Origin of the sequence: Ottowia flava (genome assembly GCF_008017535.1) — a bacterium.
GTDB classification, from domain to species: Bacteria; Pseudomonadota; Gammaproteobacteria; order Burkholderiales; family Burkholderiaceae_C; genus Ottowia; species Ottowia flava.
In genome coordinates, this window is the sequence record NZ_VRUA01000001.1 from 188,865 (window position 1) to 202,928 (window position 14,064).

The following is a 14,064-nucleotide window of genomic DNA, read 5'->3' on the forward strand; positions in this document are numbered from 1 at the left end:
GGCAGACAGAACATGGACTTCGATTTCTCCGACGACCAGCAGGCCCTGCGCGACGCGGTGGCCAAGTGGGTCGAAAAAGACTATGGCTTCGAGCGCCGCCAACAGATCGTCAAGGCCGGCGGCTTTGACCGCAGCGTCTACAACGAACTGGCCAACCTGGGTCTGACCGGCATCTGGATCAGCGAAGAGCACGGCGGCCTCGGTTTGGGCCCGGTCGACGCCATGGTCGTGCTGGAAGAGCTGGGCCGCGGCATCGTGACCGAGCCGTTGGCGCAGGCTTTCGTCACCAGCGCCGTGATCGGCCAATACGGCAGCGCCGCCGTGCAGGCCGCGTGGCTGCCAAAGATCGCCAGCGGCGAAGCTCTGGTCGTGCTGGCGCAACAGGAGCGCAAGACCCGCTACCACCTGGAGCGCTGCGAGGCGCAGGCCAGCGGCAGCGGCGACAGCTGGACCGTGACCGGGCTGAAGAGCATCGTGCCGGCAGGCGATCAGGCCGACGCCTTCGTCGTTCCCGCCATGGCCGACAGCAAGATGGCGCTCTTTCTGATTGAGCGCAGCGCCCAAGGCGTCAGCACCCGCGGCTACCTGACGCAGGACGAAGCGCGCGCGGCCGAAGTGAAGTTCGACAGCGCGCCGGCCACGCTGATCACCACCGAAGGCCTCGCCGCCCTGACCTACGCCGTCGATGTAGGCATCGCCTGCGCCTGCGCTGAAGGCGTGGGCACGATGGAGCAGACCCTGCGCCTGACCACCGAGTACATGAACCAGCGCAAGCAGTTCGGCGTGGTCATCGCCAGCTTCCAGGCGCTGCGCCATCGCGTGGCCGACATGAAGATGCAACTGGAGCTGGCCCGCTCCATGAGCTACTACGCCATGCTGAAACTGGGCGCGCCCGAAGCCGAGCGCCGCCAGGCGCTGTCGCGCGCCAAGGTGCAGCTGGGCCAGTCGATGCGCGTGGTCGGCCAGCAGTCGGTACAGCTGCACGGCGGCATCGGCGTGACTGACGAATATGCCGGCAGCCACTACTTCAAGCGCCTCACGCAGCTGGAAATGACGTACGGCGACACGCTGCACCACCTGGGTGAAGTGTCCGAGCGCATGCAGGAATCGGCGGGCGTGTTCGCCTGAACTTCAACGATGCCGCCCGCCTGCGCTGGCCAGGCACAAAAAAAAGCGCCCGAGGGCGCTTTTTTCTAGACCCGGCGATCGATCAGAACTTGTAGGTCAGGTACAGGAAGGGCACGATCGGATCGAGCCGCACGCGCGTCTGCGACACCGCAACGGTGTTGCCGCGCACCTGGGTGGTCAGCGTGGCCTTGGTTTTCATGGGGATGTAGGACACCGAGAAGGTCATGCCCAGGTTCTTGGTGAAGGCGTAGTTGAAGCCCACGTTCAGCACCGGCGCCAGTTTGCTGTCTATCTTGGCGGAGGTGGACGAGACGCCCGGTGGCAGGCCCAACGCGCCACCCAGCGTGTTCTGCAAACCGTCGTTCAGCCGCACGCTGCCGAACTTGGTGTAGGTCAAGCCCAGGCCTGCCGAGAAACGGAACTTGTCGTCGGCACTGCCGAAGAAGTACTTGCCCAGCACGGAAGGCGCATACAGACGCGCACTGCCCAGTTGCCCCAGCGGCGCCAGCGTCCCGGCGCCGTCCAGCTTGATGCGCGGCGGCACGCCCAGCACACCTTCGACGGCCCAGTTGTCGGTGATGAAGTAGTGCAGGTTCAGGCCCAGCGTGGTCGCGTTCTTCACGCTGGCGCCAGAGCCGGGAATCTCGCGCTCGACCGGGCTGGTGAAACGCAGCGGCGTGGTCTTGTCCTGCGGCGCATACAGCAGCGCGCCCGCGCCAAAAACCCAGTCCCCCGCCTTCTGCGCGTGCGCCCCACCGGCAGCAGCCACCAAGGCAGCAGCCACAAGCCAGGATTTGGTTTGAACGGGTTTCATGGTCGGTCTCCAGTGCACGGGTCAAAGCGAATACGAGGGTCGTGTCCCAAAGCATAGGACTGCGGCTCGCGCATGTCGACCGCCATTGATGCCAGTGTGGACAAAAAAGCACATGCGTTCACTTTTTCCTTCATCCGCACACGCCGCCCAAGGTCGACAGGCTTCAGACCGCAAGCCGCCGCAAGCGCGCTCCAGGCCTCGTCGGTATCATCGGCCGGCGTCTCGCCCCCTGTGTCTGCCCTGATGACCTCCAAAGCCTCCGAACAGTCCACGCGCCTGCTGCTGTGGCTGGTCGCCATCGGCTTTTTCATGCAGACGCTGGACTCCACCATCGTCAACACCGCCCTGCCCGCCATGGCGCGCAGCCTGGGTGAAAGCCCCTTGCGCATGCAGGCCGTGGTGGTGGCCTACGCGCTGGCGATGGCCACCGTGATTCCCGCCACCGGCTGGCTGGCCGACCGTTTTGGCACACGGCGCATCTTCATGCTGGCGATTGCGCTGTTCGCGCTGGGTTCTGCGGCCTGCGCCGCCTCGCGCACGCTGACCGAACTGACACTGTCGCGCATCCTGCAGGGCTGCGGCGGCGCCATGCTGCTGCCCGTCGGGCGCCTGACGGTGCTGCGCGCCTTCCCGCGCGAGCGCTTTTTGGAGGCGATGAGCTTCGTGGCCATCCCCGGACTGGTCGGCCCGCTGATCGGGCCGACGCTGGGGGGCTGGCTGGTGGAAGTCGCCTCCTGGCATTGGATCTTCCTGATCAACCTGCCGGTGGCGCTGGTGGGCGTTTGGGCCACGCTGCGCTACATGCCGGACTTTCGCGGCAGCGACCTGGCGCGCTTCGACCTGTCGGGCTACGTGATGCTGGTGGTGGCGATGCTGTCGATTTCGATCGCCCTGGACGGCATCGGCGCGCTGGGCCTGCAGCACGCCGTGGTGGTGGCGCTGCTGATGCTCGGCCTGGCCGCGCTGGCCTCGTACTGGCTGCACGCCCTGCGCACGCCGGCGCCGCTGTTTTCGCCCAGCCTGTTCCAGCTGCAAAGCTACCGCGTGGGCCTGCTGGGCAACCTGTTTGCGCGCATCGGCTCGGGCGCCATGCCTTACCTGATTCCGCTGTTGATGCAACTGGCCATGGGCTACAGCCCGGCGCAGGCCGGCATGCTGATGCTGCCGGTGGCCATCGCCAGCATGGGCATGAAGCGCGTGGTGACCCGCATCGTGCAGCGCCTGGGCTACCGCCGCGTGCTGGTCGTCAACACGATCGCGCTGGGCCTGATGATCGCCAGCTTTGCGCTGATGACGCCCACGCAGCCGCTGTGGCTGCGGGTCATCCAGATGGCGATCTTCGGTGCGGTCAATTCGATGCAATTCACCGCCATGAACACCGTGACGCTGAAGGACCTGAACCCGGCGCACGCTTCCAGCGGCAACAGCCTGATGTCGATGGTGCAGATGCTGGGCATGAGCCTTGGCGTCAGCGTGGCGGCGGCGCTGCTCAGCACCTTCTCTAACTGGCTGGGCGCCGGCCCCACGCCGGGGCCGCAGTCGCTGGGCGTCTTCCGCGGCGCGCTGGTGACGATCGGGGTGCTGACCATGGCCTCGGCCGCGATCTTCTGGCAACTGGCCGATGACCGCCGCCGGCCGACCGCGCCGGCCGATACCGCTGACCCCGGTCAGGCCAGTTGACCGGGTTCAATCAGAGGGCATTCTTGCTACCGATTGAGTAGCTGGTTACGCAGGTGGTTGTAGGGCTAGAGCCCTATTTCTATAAAAAATGGTCGACCCTGCCCCTGCGTTACAGCAGGCTTTTCAGCAAGCGTTCGGCCTGCTCGGTCGGGGCCGAGTTGTCGAACAGCGTGAGTTCGGGGTACTCGGCGGCGCTGGGCATGAACAGGCGGGTGCGGTAGTCGTCCCAGTGCGCCAGCTTCCACGCGTCGTTCGGGTTGCCGCGCAGCGTGATGCGGCGGCGCGCCTCGGCTTCGGGCAGGTGCACCCACACCACGCGCACCGTGACGTCGCCTTCGACCTGCAGCCAGGCCGGGTCGGTCAGCCGGTGCGCCTTGACCTCGCGCGACAGTGGGCCGACGACCATCACGTTCACGCCCAGCGCCAGGTTCTCGCGCGCCGTGGCCATCAGGCCCGCGTACTCGGGCTCGCGCAGGTGCTGAAGGTACGTGGGGCTGTCGCGGTCGTTGGGGTCGCCCGTCAGCGCGCCCATCACGGCGGCGCTGTAACCGCCGTACAGCGTGTCCTTGTCCAGCAGGCAGAAGGATTCGCCGGTGCGGGCCATCAGCGGGCCGATGAGGCGCTTGGCCAGCGTGGTCTTGCCGGTGCCGGCGTGGCCGCAGAAGAAGATGAGTCGGGGCATGCAGCAAGTATGCCCAAGGGCCGCACCGGGCCCCGCGCCGCCGCGGGCCGTCAGGCGTCGTGCAAACGCGAAGATTTGGGCAGATGCGCCATCAAGAACTCCATCTGGTCGGCCAGGATGCGCCGGTTGCGCAGGATGAAGTCTTCCCACAGGCTGGGCGCGTAGGGCGTGTACAGCAGGGGCATGTGGGCTTGCTCGGGCGTGCGGTCGCGCTTGCGGTGGTTGCAGCCGCGGCAGGCGGTGACCACGTTCATCCAGCCGTCGCGGCCGTTCTGCGCGAAGGGGATGATGTGTTCGCGCGTCAGTTCGGTTTCGTGGAAGTGGCAACCGCAGTAAGCGCAGATGTTGCGGTCGCGGGCGAACAGCTTGGCGTTGGTCAGGCCCGGGCGCAGCTCGAACGGGTTGATGTTGGGCACGCCCTTGGTGCCGATGATGCTGTTGACCGTGATGATCGACTGCTCACCGGTGCGCGCGTTGTGGCCGCCGCGGAAGGTGGCGACCGTCTGGCCGACTTCCCAGCGCACTTCTTCGGCCGCGTAGTGGATCACCGCCTGCTCCAGCGAGACCCACGATTGCGGCAACCCCTGTGCCGACAGCTTGAGCACCTTCACAAAACGCCCCCTTGCAAGGAAACCATGTTTGTGTGGCCGGCGTTGCCAGCGCCGGCCGCCCGTGTGCGCCGCCGGTGAAGCGACGCAACACCCCAATATAGCGCTTTTTCATGGCAGATTTGTGGCTGGGCACACGCCCCACCAGCGCAAGGCGCTACCAAAACCATACCCGCACCGGTCTGCTGTGCCGCCTGCGTGACGGCGTGCGCCGATGGGCCTGCACTACAGTCGCGCCATGAACACCACCGCCCTGCCCCCCATGACGCGCTTTGGCCTGACGCTGCAAGACCACATCGCCCACCTGCGGCTCAACCGCCCCGAGCGCATGAACGCCATGGACCCGGCCTTCTGGCACGAGCTGGAGGCGGTGCTGCGCCAGCTCCACCGCAGCGGCGAGGCCCGCGCGCTGGTCGTCTCGGGCGAAGGCAAGCATTTTTCATCCGGCATGGACCTGGCCGTGTTCGGCGACAGTCTGGCGCTGGACGGCGCCAGCCCGGAGGCGCGCGCCGCCGTGTTCGACCGCCTGGGCGAGTTGCAGGCCACCTTCACCCTGCTGGAGACGCTGCGCATCCCGGTGATCTTCGCGATCCAGGGCGCGTGCGTGGGCGGCGCGGTCGACCTGGTCACCGCCGGCTGCGTGCGCTACGCCACGCGCGACGCCTTCTTCTGCATCCAGGAGATCAACATCGGCATGGTGGCCGACGTGGGCACGTTGCAGCGCCTGCCCAAGCTGCTGCCGATGGGCTTGGTCAAGGAATTGGCCTACACCGGCCGCCGCTTGTCGGCCGAGCGCGCGCTGGCCTACGGCTTCGTCAACGAGGTGTTCGACACGCCCGAGGCCTGCCTGGCCGCGGCCCTGGAGTGCGCACGCGAGATCGCGGCCAAGTCACCGGTCGCCATCTGGGGCACCAAGCAGGTGCTGCACTATGCGCGCGACCACAGTGTGGAAGACAGTCTGCGCCAGATGGGCTGGATCCAGGGCGCGATCTGGAGCAACGAGCACGTGCTGGAAGCCGTGGCCGCGATGAAGGAAAAGCGCGCCGGCCAGTTCCCGCCGCTGGAGCCGATCAAGCCCTTCGGCGGCTGAGCGCAGACCGCAGCGCCGCCTACTGCCGCGCCGTGCGCACGGCGGACGGCAGCGCACCCGGGTGGCTGGTGCGCCAGGGGTTGATGTCCAGCCCGCCGCGGCGCGTGTAGCGCGCGTACACCGTCAGCTTGGTCGGGCGGCAGCGCTGCCAAATGTCGGTGAACATGCGCTCGACACAGTGCTCGTGAAAGTCGCTGTGGCCGCGGAAGCTGACGATGTAGCGCAGCAACCCGGCCTGGTCGATCTGCGGGCCAGCGTAGCGGATCTGCACACTGCCCCAATCGGGCTGGCCGGTCACCGGGCAATTGCTTTTCAGCAGGCCGCTGGTCAGTGTCTCTTCCACCGGCTGTTCGTCCAACGCGGCGGTCAGCAGATCGGGCGCGGGCTGGTAGCGGTCGCAGTCGATGTCCAGGCGATCCAGGCTCAGGCCGTCCAGCTCGTGGATGGGCTCGCGGTCAAAGTCGGCCGGCAGCACCAGGCGCACGCCGGCCGATTGCTGCACCGGCCCGCCCTGCCACAGCGCCGCGCTCAGGTCGGTCTGCAGGCGTTGCTTGACCTCTGCCTCGCTGCCGAAGGGCGTGCCGTTGAAGCTGTTCAGGTACAGCTTGAAGGACTTGCTTTCGACGATGTGCGTGCTCTCGCACGGCACGACCACGTGCGCGATCGCCAGCTGCGGCTTGCCGCGCAGGTTGAGCCAGGACAGCTCATACGCCGTCCACAGGTCGGCACCGAAAAACTTGGGTTGGCCGTTGATGCCCAAGGCGGCACGTTGCGGCGCGCGCGGGATGGCGAACAGCAGCGACGCGTCGTACTGGTCTGCGTAGGCGCTGGCGCGGCCGAGCGGCGAGTCCTGGGGTGTGGCGGGGTGAGCGGGCGAGGAGGTCATGACCGTGCGGCGTCCACAGACTGCAGAAAAGGGAGTTGCACCGCCAGCACGCGGCGCAGGATTTCGGGGTGCGGCGCCGGCGCCAGGTCGTGCGCCATGTCGGGGATCACTTCCAGCCGCGCACCAGGGATGCGCCGCGCCGTGTCCTTCCCACCCGCCAGCGGCACCAGCGGGTCTTCGGCGCCGTGCACCACCAGCGTGGGCGCCTGGATGCGCGCCAGCTTGGCGGCGCGCCCGGTGTCGGCCACGATGGCCGCCAGCTGGCGCAGCGTGGCTGCGGTCTGCGGGCGGTGGCGCGCAGCGGTGGCGCGAAAGACGTCCATCAGCTGCGCCTCGGTCGGCGCCAGCGTGTGGCTGCTGATGGTCTTCAAGAAACGGATGTAGTAGGCCACCAGCGCTGCGTCGCCGCCGCTGCGCACGCGGCCCATGCTGACGCGCATGACCTCAGGCCGCGGCTTGAGCAGCCCGCGCCCGCCGCTGCTGCCCATCAGCGAGCTCAGGCTGATCACGCGGTCTGGCGCGGCCAGCGCGACGCGCTGCGCAATCATGGCGCCCATGCTCATGCCGACCACGTGCGCGCGTTGCACGCCCAGCGCATCCAGCACGCCCAAGGCGTCGTCTGCCATGTCGGCCAGCCGGTAAGGCACACGCGGGCGCAGGCCCAGACGGGCACGCAGCGCGATCCACGGAATCACCGGCGTGCCGCTGGCGCGCATGTGCGTGGACAGGCCGGCGTCGCGGTTGTCCATGCGGATCACGCGGTAACCGGCGTCAACGAGGGCCTGCACCCAGGCCGCCGGCCAGTGCGTCAACTGGCCGCCCAGGCCCATGAGCAGCAGCACGGGCGTGCCGGAGCCGCCTGTGTCCTCGACTTCGAACTGCAGGCCGGATACTTCAATTTTCATAGCTGGCCGCGCAGATGGCCGTAGGCCAGAGGTCTATTCTGCTTGAAATGGGTGCCGCAGGCTTCAACGGAATTCGCGCTCTCTCAGCCACTTGGTGGCGATCCATTTCTCGCCCGCCGTCACCGGCGCGCCGCCGTGCAGCGTGCGCGTGGACGGGTGCGGCCGTTCGTAGCTGAAGAACACGGCGTTGCCGCGCTTGGGCGCGACCGACAGGTGCACATTAGGGAACACCGTGCCGCCGCCCTTTTCGGGCTCGTTCAGGTACATCACCACCGTGCCCACGCGCTGGCCACCGCGCTTGAGGATGGTGGGCGTGCCAGGCTCGTCCGGGTCGAAGTAGTCGTAGTGCGGCTTGTATTCGGTGCCCGGCACGTACTGCAGGATCTGCAGGCCTTCGCCGTTGATCTCGGGCCAGTTGACCAGCTTGGCGATGCGCGCTTCGATGCGGCGCACCAAGTCTGTCTCACCACGCTGGAAGAACATGCCCTGGCTGGTGCGGTCCGCGTTGACTTCTTCGCCACCGGTCTTGGTCGCCACCGTCAGCGACCGGCTGAGGCGCGGCTTGGCGGCCTCGATCAACGCGTCGCATTCCTCGTCCGACAGCAGGCCGCCAAACACCACCACGCGCGGCGACGCCATGACGCTGAGCACAGCCACCTGACGGTCGCCGCCGTCCAGGTACAGCGGCGATTCCTCGACGCTGGGCTCGGGCACCCGCGACGACGGCGGCAGGCCCTGCTCTGCCGCCTGCTGGTCGAGATGGCCGCGCAGCGTGGTTTCCATCGCGTCGATGGCCACGTCCTCGTCCCAGCCCGAGGCCTTCATCGACTGCAGCACCGATTCGGCGCTGTGCCCGGCCTGGGCCTGGTCGACGATCCATTGGCGGAGTTCGGGGGTAATCTGTTGGCTCATGGCTTTACTGCTTGCGGCGGAACACCAGCCGGTCGGAGCTGGAGGCGGTGGGGGCGAAGGCGTAGCCTTCCAAATCGAACCCTTCCAGCTGCGCCGGACGGCCGATGCGGTGCTGCGCGGCGTAACGGGCCATCAGCCCGCGTGCGCGCTTGGCAAAAAAGCTGATGACCTTGTACTGGCCGTTCTTGTAGTCCTCGAACACGCAGTCGATCACGCGCGCCTTCAGCACCTTGCGTTGCACCGCCTTGAAGTATTCCTGCGACGCCAGGTTGACGATGACCGGCGTCTTGTCGGCCGCGGCGCGCTGGTTCAGGTACTCGGCGATCTGCGCGCCCCAGAACTGGTACAGGTTGGCGCCGTGGTCGGTCGCCAGTGGCGTGCCCATCTCCAGCCGGTACGGCTGCATGCGGTCCAGCGGCCGCAGCACGCCGTACAGGCCGCTCAGGATGCAGACATGGTCCTGAAGCCAGTCGAGCTGCCTGGCCGTCAGGCTGGCGGCCTGCAGGCCGCCGTACACATCGCCGTTGAAGGCCAGCACCGCCTGACGCGCGTTGTGCGCCGTGGCGCGCGGGCGCCACGCGGCGTAGCGCGCCACGTTCAGGGCGGAAAGCGCGTCACTCAAGTGCATCAGCTGGGCGATCTGCTGCGGCGACTGCGCGCGCAGCACGTCGATCAGCTCGGCCGACTGCTTGGGAAACAGGGGGGACGTGTGGGGCACATCGGCCGGCACAGCGCTTTCATAGTCCAGCGCCTTGGCCGGGGACAATACAAACAACATGCTGCCGATTTTGTACCAAGACGCGCACCTGGTCGCCGTGGACAAGCCGGCTGGCCTGCTGGTGCACCGCACGGTCCTGGACGCGGGCGAAACGCGCTTCGCCGTGCAGCTGCTGCGCGACCAGTTGGGCCGCCCGGTGTGGCCGTTGCACCGGCTGGACAAAGGCACGAGCGGGGTACTGCTTTTCGCCCTGGACGCAGACACAGCCAGCGCGGCCAGCTCCCTTTTTGATAGTGAAGGCGCCATCGACAAGCGCTACCTCGCCGTCGTGCGCGGCTGGCCGCAGGAGCGCGGGCGCATCGATCACGCCTTGAAACGCCTGCCGGACGACGCGCGTGCAACGGCCCGGGCGCTGGAGGTGCAGCCCGCCGTCACCCATTTCGAACGCCTCGCGCGCTACGCCCTGCCCCTGCCCTACGGCGCGTTTGACCACACGCGCTGCGCCCTGCTGGCCTTGCACCCCGAAACCGGGCGACGCCACCAGCTGCGCCGGCACTGCAAGCACATCGCCCACCCGATCCTGGGCGATGCGACGCACGGCAAGGGCCCGCTGAACCGCGCGGTGGCGGACTGGCTAGGCCTGCAAAGGCTGTGGCTGCACGCGCGGGCGCTGAGCCTGCCGCACCCGTGGCGCGCCGACCGGATCGCCATTGAAGCGCCGCCGGGCAGCGAATGGCGGCGCTGGGACGCGGCGCGCGTGGCGGATTGAAGGGGGTCGGGCCCGCGGGCAACGCCGTGGCGCCGCGGCGCCGCGGATCAGAAACCGGTGTCGCGACCGGCCAGGACGAATTCGTACAGCAAGACGCTGAAGCCGCTGGGCACGTAGTCCAGCGTGCAGTCCAGCAGCATGGGCACCTCCATGTCGGGCAGCAGTCGGCTCACGCGCAGGGCGACCCGCAGCGTGACGTCTTCCCCTGCCACGGCGTAAGTGTGGCCCAGGCCTTGCGCCAGGTAGACCAGGATGTCCACGTCGTGGCGAACGTCGCCGCTGGTTTCGATCAGCTGGGTGGCGGCGTCCGAGCCCAGCGCCATCAGCACCTGGGTCATGTACGCCTGCGCCGCCACCGGGGTGCGCACCGGCACTTGCTCAGCCTCGATGCTGTTGACCGTGGCCGCTACGCCGGCCGGCCGGGGCACGCGCAGCGGATCGACGCGCGTCGCCTTGACCACCGCGGTGCGCTCCGCCCCCAACTCGGCCCGCACGGGTGCTACCGCCGAGAAGTCGGGCGCTGGCACGTCGGCCAACCGGGTCAGCTCCTCCAGCGACATGCGCTGCAGCGAGGCTGGCTCGGGCACCGGCGGCAGGCTACTGTCGAGCTCACTGGCCAGAAAGCGGGAGGGTGGCGTTTGTGGGGCTGCTGTCAGATCGCTCAGCAGGATGTCGGGAATGCTGGGATTGGTCTCGCCATGCACCACGACGAAGCCGCGGCGCGCAAGGTTGTCCACGTCCGCCATCACGCCGCTGCCAAACAGATCGGCCAGCTCGTCCATGGTGCGGCTGCCGTTGACCAACACCATCAACTGCCGCTCACGCAGGTTCAGCGCGTTGCGTTCGCGCAGCGCGGCCCGACCTTCGTGTGTTTTCTGGTAAATCATGAGCAGAGCGAGGGATTTCCAACGAATTGAAACACGGCCCATGAGCCCGATCAGTCAAAAGCGGGACTAAGCCGCGATCGAAAGCGTTTTTTGCGCAATCTCAGGCATCGTTGTGGCGGTTTTCGCTAAGGCGGAGCCCATCGGTCACCCCAGCGACAGAAACTGGGGGGAGTTTGATCCAGATCAAACCCGAGCGCCCGGCGCCTGCCGGGCTGGCAGGCACTTCACCTCAAGACATGCCCGGCTCCCGAGCAATTTTCAAGCGCTTTTGCACGATGGACCTACAGCCGCCGGCGCAAGCAGCTATCAAAACAATAGTTTTGAGTCTTGCGCGCGGGCACATCATGCGGCCGCCAGCGCGTTCGGCCCGGTCCGGTTGCGCCGCATACGCAGACCTTGCAGCCACCAGACCAGCGCCACCAGCAGAAAACCCGGCAGGAAGAACCAGTACTTGACAGGCCGGTCCGTCGGCAACTGCACGCCGACGATGTCCCAGCCCTGCTCGAAACCCGCCTTCTTGGCGCGCGAGCCGAAGCGCACGCCGCCGACCTGCACGTCGTCGCCCAGCGGCATGAGCGTGAGGCCGGCCTCCGACAGGCGGGTGCGCCCGTCCTTGCCCTTGTCGCCGAGTTGCACAGAGACGGTCTTGGTGACGTCTTCCCCTTCCAGCGTCGTGCCCTTGATCAGCATGACGATGGTGCCGTCGCTTGGCATGTCCTTGGCGACGTCGTAGACCTGGGCCGCCGGGGCGCGCTGGTACTCGGGCGCGAGGAAGTCCATGAAAAACCCGGGGCGGAACAGCATCACGACCGCCACGGCCAGCATGGCGAATTCCCACCATTTCATGCGGATGCGCAGCCAGTACAGCGTGAGCGCGGCAAACGCCAGCATCGCGACGGTGCTGGCCACCACGACCAGGGCCAGCTCGCCCCAGCCGTGCACGTCGATTAGCAGCAGTTGCGGGTTGAAGATCCAGATGAAGGGCAGGATCACCGTGCGCAGCGCGTAAAGCGAGCCCTGGATGCCGGTCTGGATGGCGTCCTCACCCGAAATCGCCGCCGCCGCGAACGTGGCCAGGCCCACCGGCGGTGTAATGTCGCCCATGATCCCGTAATAGAAAACGAACAGGTGCACCGCCACCAGCGGCACCACCAACCCGGCCTGCGCACCCAGCTCCACCACCACCGGCGCCATCAGCGTGGCCACCAGCACGTAGTTGGCCGTGGTCGGCACGCCCATCCCCAGCACCAGGCAGACAAAGGCGATGAACAGCAGCATCAGCATCATGTTGCCGTGCGAGACGAATTCGACGAACTCGGTCATGCGCAGGCCCAGGCCGGTCAGCGTGATGGCGCCGACGATGATGCCCGCCGTGGCCGTGGCCACGCCGATGCCGATCATGTTGCGCGAACCGTCGTTCAGGCCGCCGATCACGCTGTGCCAGCCCTCGCTCCAGGCCCCCGGCGTCTTGACGCCCCGAAACAGGTCGATCAACGGTCGCTGCGTCAGCATCAGAACGATCAGCGACGTGACGGCCCAGAACGCCGACAGCGCCGGCGACATCTCTTCGACCATCAGGCACCAGATCAGCACACCGATCGGGATCAGGTAATGCAGCCCGGCGCGCACGGTGGGCCAGGTCTGCAGCCGCACCGGGTGGTGGATGTCGATGTCTTCCGGCAGATCGGGGCTGCGCGCGGCTTCACGCAGCGATACCAGATACAGCGCCAGCAGCGTCGCGCCCACCGCCCAGGGTGCGGCGGCGCCCAGCGTCGCCTTGAAGAACTGCAGCAGGTAGTACAAGACGCCCACCACAACGATGGAGCCGGTGATGCCGATCAGCGTGCGCAGCATGCGCGTGCGCCAAGGGTGTTGCACGGCCATGGCGGCCGGGGCGATGCCCAGCTTGAGCGCCTCCAGGTGCACGATGTACAGCAGGCCGATGTAGGACAGCGTGGCCGGCAGGAAGGCGTGCTTGACGATGTCTGAATACGGAATACCCACGTACTCCACCATCAGGAAGGCTGCGGCGCCCATGACAGGCGGCATGATCTGGCCGTTGACCGACGACATGGTCTCGATCGCGCCCGCCTTGACGCCGCCGTAGCCGGCCTTCTTCATGAGCGGGATCGTGAAGATGCCACCCGACACCACGTTTGACACCGACGAGCCTGAGATCATCCCGTTCAGCGCCGAGGACACCACCGCCACTTTGGCCGGGCCGCCACGCAGGTGGCCGAGTGCGGCAAAGCTCACCTGCATCATGTAGTTGCCGCCGCCGGCACGGTCTAGCAAGGCGCCGAACAGCACGTAGATGAAGATGGTGCTGGCCGAGACGCCCAGCGCAATGCCGTATACGCCTTCGGTCGTGAGCCACATGTGCGAGAGCAGGCGGCTGAGCGAAGCGCCCTTGTGCGCGACCACATCCGGCAGCCACGGGCCGCCCATGCAGTAGGCCAGAAACAGCACCGCGAGCAAGGCCATGGGCCAGCCGACAGCGCGGCGCGTGGCTTCGAGCAGCAGCACCAGGCCGGTGATCGCCACGGCGATGTCCATGGTGGTGGGCTGACCGGGGCGCGTGGCCAGCTCGCGGTAGAAGATCATGATGTAGGCGCCCGCAAAGGCGCCCACGATGGCCAGCACCCAGTCCAGCGCGGGCACGTATCGGCGCGGCGACGAACGGAAGGCGGGCCACGCCAGAAACGCCAGGCCCAGCGCAAACGCCAGGTGGATCGCACGCGCTTCGGTGTCGTTCAGGATGCCGAAGCCGACCACAAAAGGCAGCGGCGACGCGTACCAAACCTGAAACAGCGCCCAGGCCACGCCCAGCCCGAAGATGAACTTGGCCGTCAGGCCGCTCGGCTTGCGCGCGCCGGTGTCCGTCTCGGCCACCAGTTCCTGCAGCGCTTCGGGGGCTTTTTCAATGTCCGTGGCCATGGCTGCCTGCTTTCCCGGTTACTCTTAATTTCATAGCTGCCTGCGCAG

The 14,064-nt window shown here is 67.3% G+C and carries 13 protein-coding genes; 4 read left to right on the plus strand and 9 right to left on the minus strand.

All coding sequences use genetic code 11. The features are described from left to right. Nucleotides 1-12: 12 nt before the first annotated feature. Nucleotides 13-1,128 (plus strand): acyl-CoA dehydrogenase family protein, encoded by a 1,116-nt coding sequence (locus tag FVQ98_RS00830; RefSeq protein ID WP_147911520.1) that lies wholly within the window; start codon nt 13-15, stop codon nt 1,126-1,128. An 82-nt stretch (nt 1,129-1,210) separates the two neighbouring features. On the opposite strand, the gene FVQ98_RS00835 is transcribed toward FVQ98_RS00830, so the two are convergent. After that, a complete protein-coding gene (locus tag FVQ98_RS00835; RefSeq protein ID WP_147911521.1) occupies nt 1,211-1,942 on the minus strand; it encodes an OmpW/AlkL family protein in 732 nt (243 codons plus the stop codon). Between the two features lie 243 nt (nt 1,943-2,185). On the opposite strand from FVQ98_RS00835, the gene mdtD reads away from it, so the two are divergent. Next, a complete protein-coding gene (gene mdtD, locus FVQ98_RS00840; protein WP_147911522.1) occupies nt 2,186-3,622 on the plus strand; it encodes a multidrug transporter subunit MdtD in 1,437 nt (478 codons plus the stop codon). A 109-nt stretch (nt 3,623-3,731) separates the two neighbouring features. On the opposite strand, the gene FVQ98_RS00845 is transcribed toward mdtD, so the two are convergent. Together FVQ98_RS00845 and FVQ98_RS00850 are read right to left on the minus strand one after the other, a co-directional pair. Further along, nucleotides 3,732-4,304, minus strand: coding sequence for an AAA family ATPase (locus FVQ98_RS00845; RefSeq protein WP_147911523.1), 573 nt, complete (start codon nt 4,302-4,304; stop codon nt 3,732-3,734). Nucleotides 4,305-4,354: 50 nt separating this feature from the next. Further along, nucleotides 4,355-4,915 (minus strand): HNH endonuclease, encoded by a 561-nt coding sequence (locus FVQ98_RS00850; RefSeq protein ID WP_147911524.1) that lies wholly within the window; start codon nt 4,913-4,915, stop codon nt 4,355-4,357. Nucleotides 4,916-5,150: 235 nt separating this feature from the next. On the opposite strand from FVQ98_RS00850, the gene FVQ98_RS00855 reads away from it, so the two are divergent. Further along, the gene (locus tag FVQ98_RS00855) at nt 5,151-6,002 is read left to right on the plus strand and encodes an enoyl-CoA hydratase-related protein (protein WP_147911525.1); all 852 of its coding nucleotides are present in this window, start codon (nt 5,151-5,153) and stop codon (nt 6,000-6,002) included. 19 nt (nt 6,003-6,021) lie between these two features. On the opposite strand, the gene queF is transcribed toward FVQ98_RS00855, so the two are convergent. The 4 genes from queF to yaaA form a co-directional block, all read right to left on the minus strand. After that, nucleotides 6,022-6,888: an NADPH-dependent 7-cyano-7-deazaguanine reductase QueF gene (queF, locus tag FVQ98_RS00860; protein WP_147911526.1), complete on the minus strand. Its 867-nt coding sequence runs from the start codon at nt 6,886-6,888 to the stop codon at nt 6,022-6,024. Beyond that, entirely contained in the window at nt 6,885-7,793 is a 909-nt protein-coding gene (locus tag FVQ98_RS00865; protein WP_147911527.1) for an alpha/beta fold hydrolase, read from the minus strand. The genes queF and FVQ98_RS00865 overlap by 4 nt, the downstream gene beginning before the upstream one ends. Before the next feature lie 63 nt (nt 7,794-7,856). After that, nucleotides 7,857-8,705 carry a 2OG-Fe(II) oxygenase gene (locus tag FVQ98_RS00870; RefSeq protein WP_147911528.1) on the minus strand — a complete coding sequence of 283 codons (849 nt, stop codon included), beginning with the start codon at nt 8,703-8,705 and terminating at the stop codon, nt 7,857-7,859. A 4-nt stretch (nt 8,706-8,709) separates the two neighbouring features. After that, nucleotides 8,710-9,483: a peroxide stress protein YaaA gene (gene yaaA / locus FVQ98_RS00875; RefSeq protein ID WP_147911529.1), complete on the minus strand. Its 774-nt coding sequence runs from the start codon at nt 9,481-9,483 to the stop codon at nt 8,710-8,712. Between yaaA and FVQ98_RS00880 the strand changes: the two genes are divergently transcribed. Further along, on the plus strand, nt 9,482-10,192 hold the full coding sequence (locus tag FVQ98_RS00880; RefSeq protein ID WP_147911530.1) for a pseudouridine synthase: 711 nt from the start codon (nt 9,482-9,484) through the stop codon (nt 10,190-10,192). The two genes, yaaA and FVQ98_RS00880, sit on opposite strands and share 2 nt — an antisense overlap. Before the next feature lie 47 nt (nt 10,193-10,239). Here FVQ98_RS00880 and FVQ98_RS00885 read toward each other — a convergent pair whose 3' ends face one another. Then, nucleotides 10,240-11,079: a hypothetical protein gene (locus FVQ98_RS00885; protein WP_147911531.1), complete on the minus strand. Its 840-nt coding sequence runs from the start codon at nt 11,077-11,079 to the stop codon at nt 10,240-10,242. Between the two features lie 342 nt (nt 11,080-11,421). Then, nucleotides 11,422-14,016, minus strand: coding sequence for a TRAP transporter permease (locus tag FVQ98_RS00890; protein ID WP_147911532.1), 2,595 nt, complete (start codon nt 14,014-14,016; stop codon nt 11,422-11,424). Between the last annotated feature and the right edge of the window lie 48 nt (nt 14,017-14,064).

Excerpts from the sequence above, each read along its gene's own strand:
- FVQ98_RS00830 (WP_147911520.1), top strand. The coding sequence starts at position 13 with ATGGACTTCGATTTCTCCGACGACCAGCAGGCCCTGCGCGACGCGGTG.
- FVQ98_RS00835 (WP_147911521.1), bottom strand. The coding sequence starts at position 1,942 with ATGAAACCCGTTCAAACCAAATCCTGGCTTGTGGCTGCTGCCTTGGTG.
- mdtD (WP_147911522.1), top strand. The coding sequence starts at position 2,186 with ATGACCTCCAAAGCCTCCGAACAGTCCACGCGCCTGCTGCTGTGGCTG.
- FVQ98_RS00845 (WP_147911523.1), bottom strand. The coding sequence starts at position 4,304 with ATGCCCCGACTCATCTTCTTCTGCGGCCACGCCGGCACCGGCAAGACC.
- FVQ98_RS00855 (WP_147911525.1), top strand. The coding sequence starts at position 5,151 with ATGAACACCACCGCCCTGCCCCCCATGACGCGCTTTGGCCTGACGCTG.
- queF (WP_147911526.1), bottom strand. The coding sequence starts at position 6,888 with ATGACCTCCTCGCCCGCTCACCCCGCCACACCCCAGGACTCGCCGCTC.
- FVQ98_RS00865 (WP_147911527.1), bottom strand. The coding sequence starts at position 7,793 with ATGAAAATTGAAGTATCCGGCCTGCAGTTCGAAGTCGAGGACACAGGC.
- FVQ98_RS00870 (WP_147911528.1), bottom strand. The coding sequence starts at position 8,705 with ATGAGCCAACAGATTACCCCCGAACTCCGCCAATGGATCGTCGACCAG.
- FVQ98_RS00880 (WP_147911530.1), top strand. The coding sequence starts at position 9,482 with ATGCTGCCGATTTTGTACCAAGACGCGCACCTGGTCGCCGTGGACAAG.
- yaaA (WP_147911529.1), bottom strand. The coding sequence starts at position 9,483 with ATGTTGTTTGTATTGTCCCCGGCCAAGGCGCTGGACTATGAAAGCGCT.
- FVQ98_RS00885 (WP_147911531.1), bottom strand. The coding sequence starts at position 11,079 with ATGATTTACCAGAAAACACACGAAGGTCGGGCCGCGCTGCGCGAACGC.
- FVQ98_RS00890 (WP_147911532.1), bottom strand. The coding sequence starts at position 14,016 with ATGGCCACGGACATTGAAAAAGCCCCCGAAGCGCTGCAGGAACTGGTG.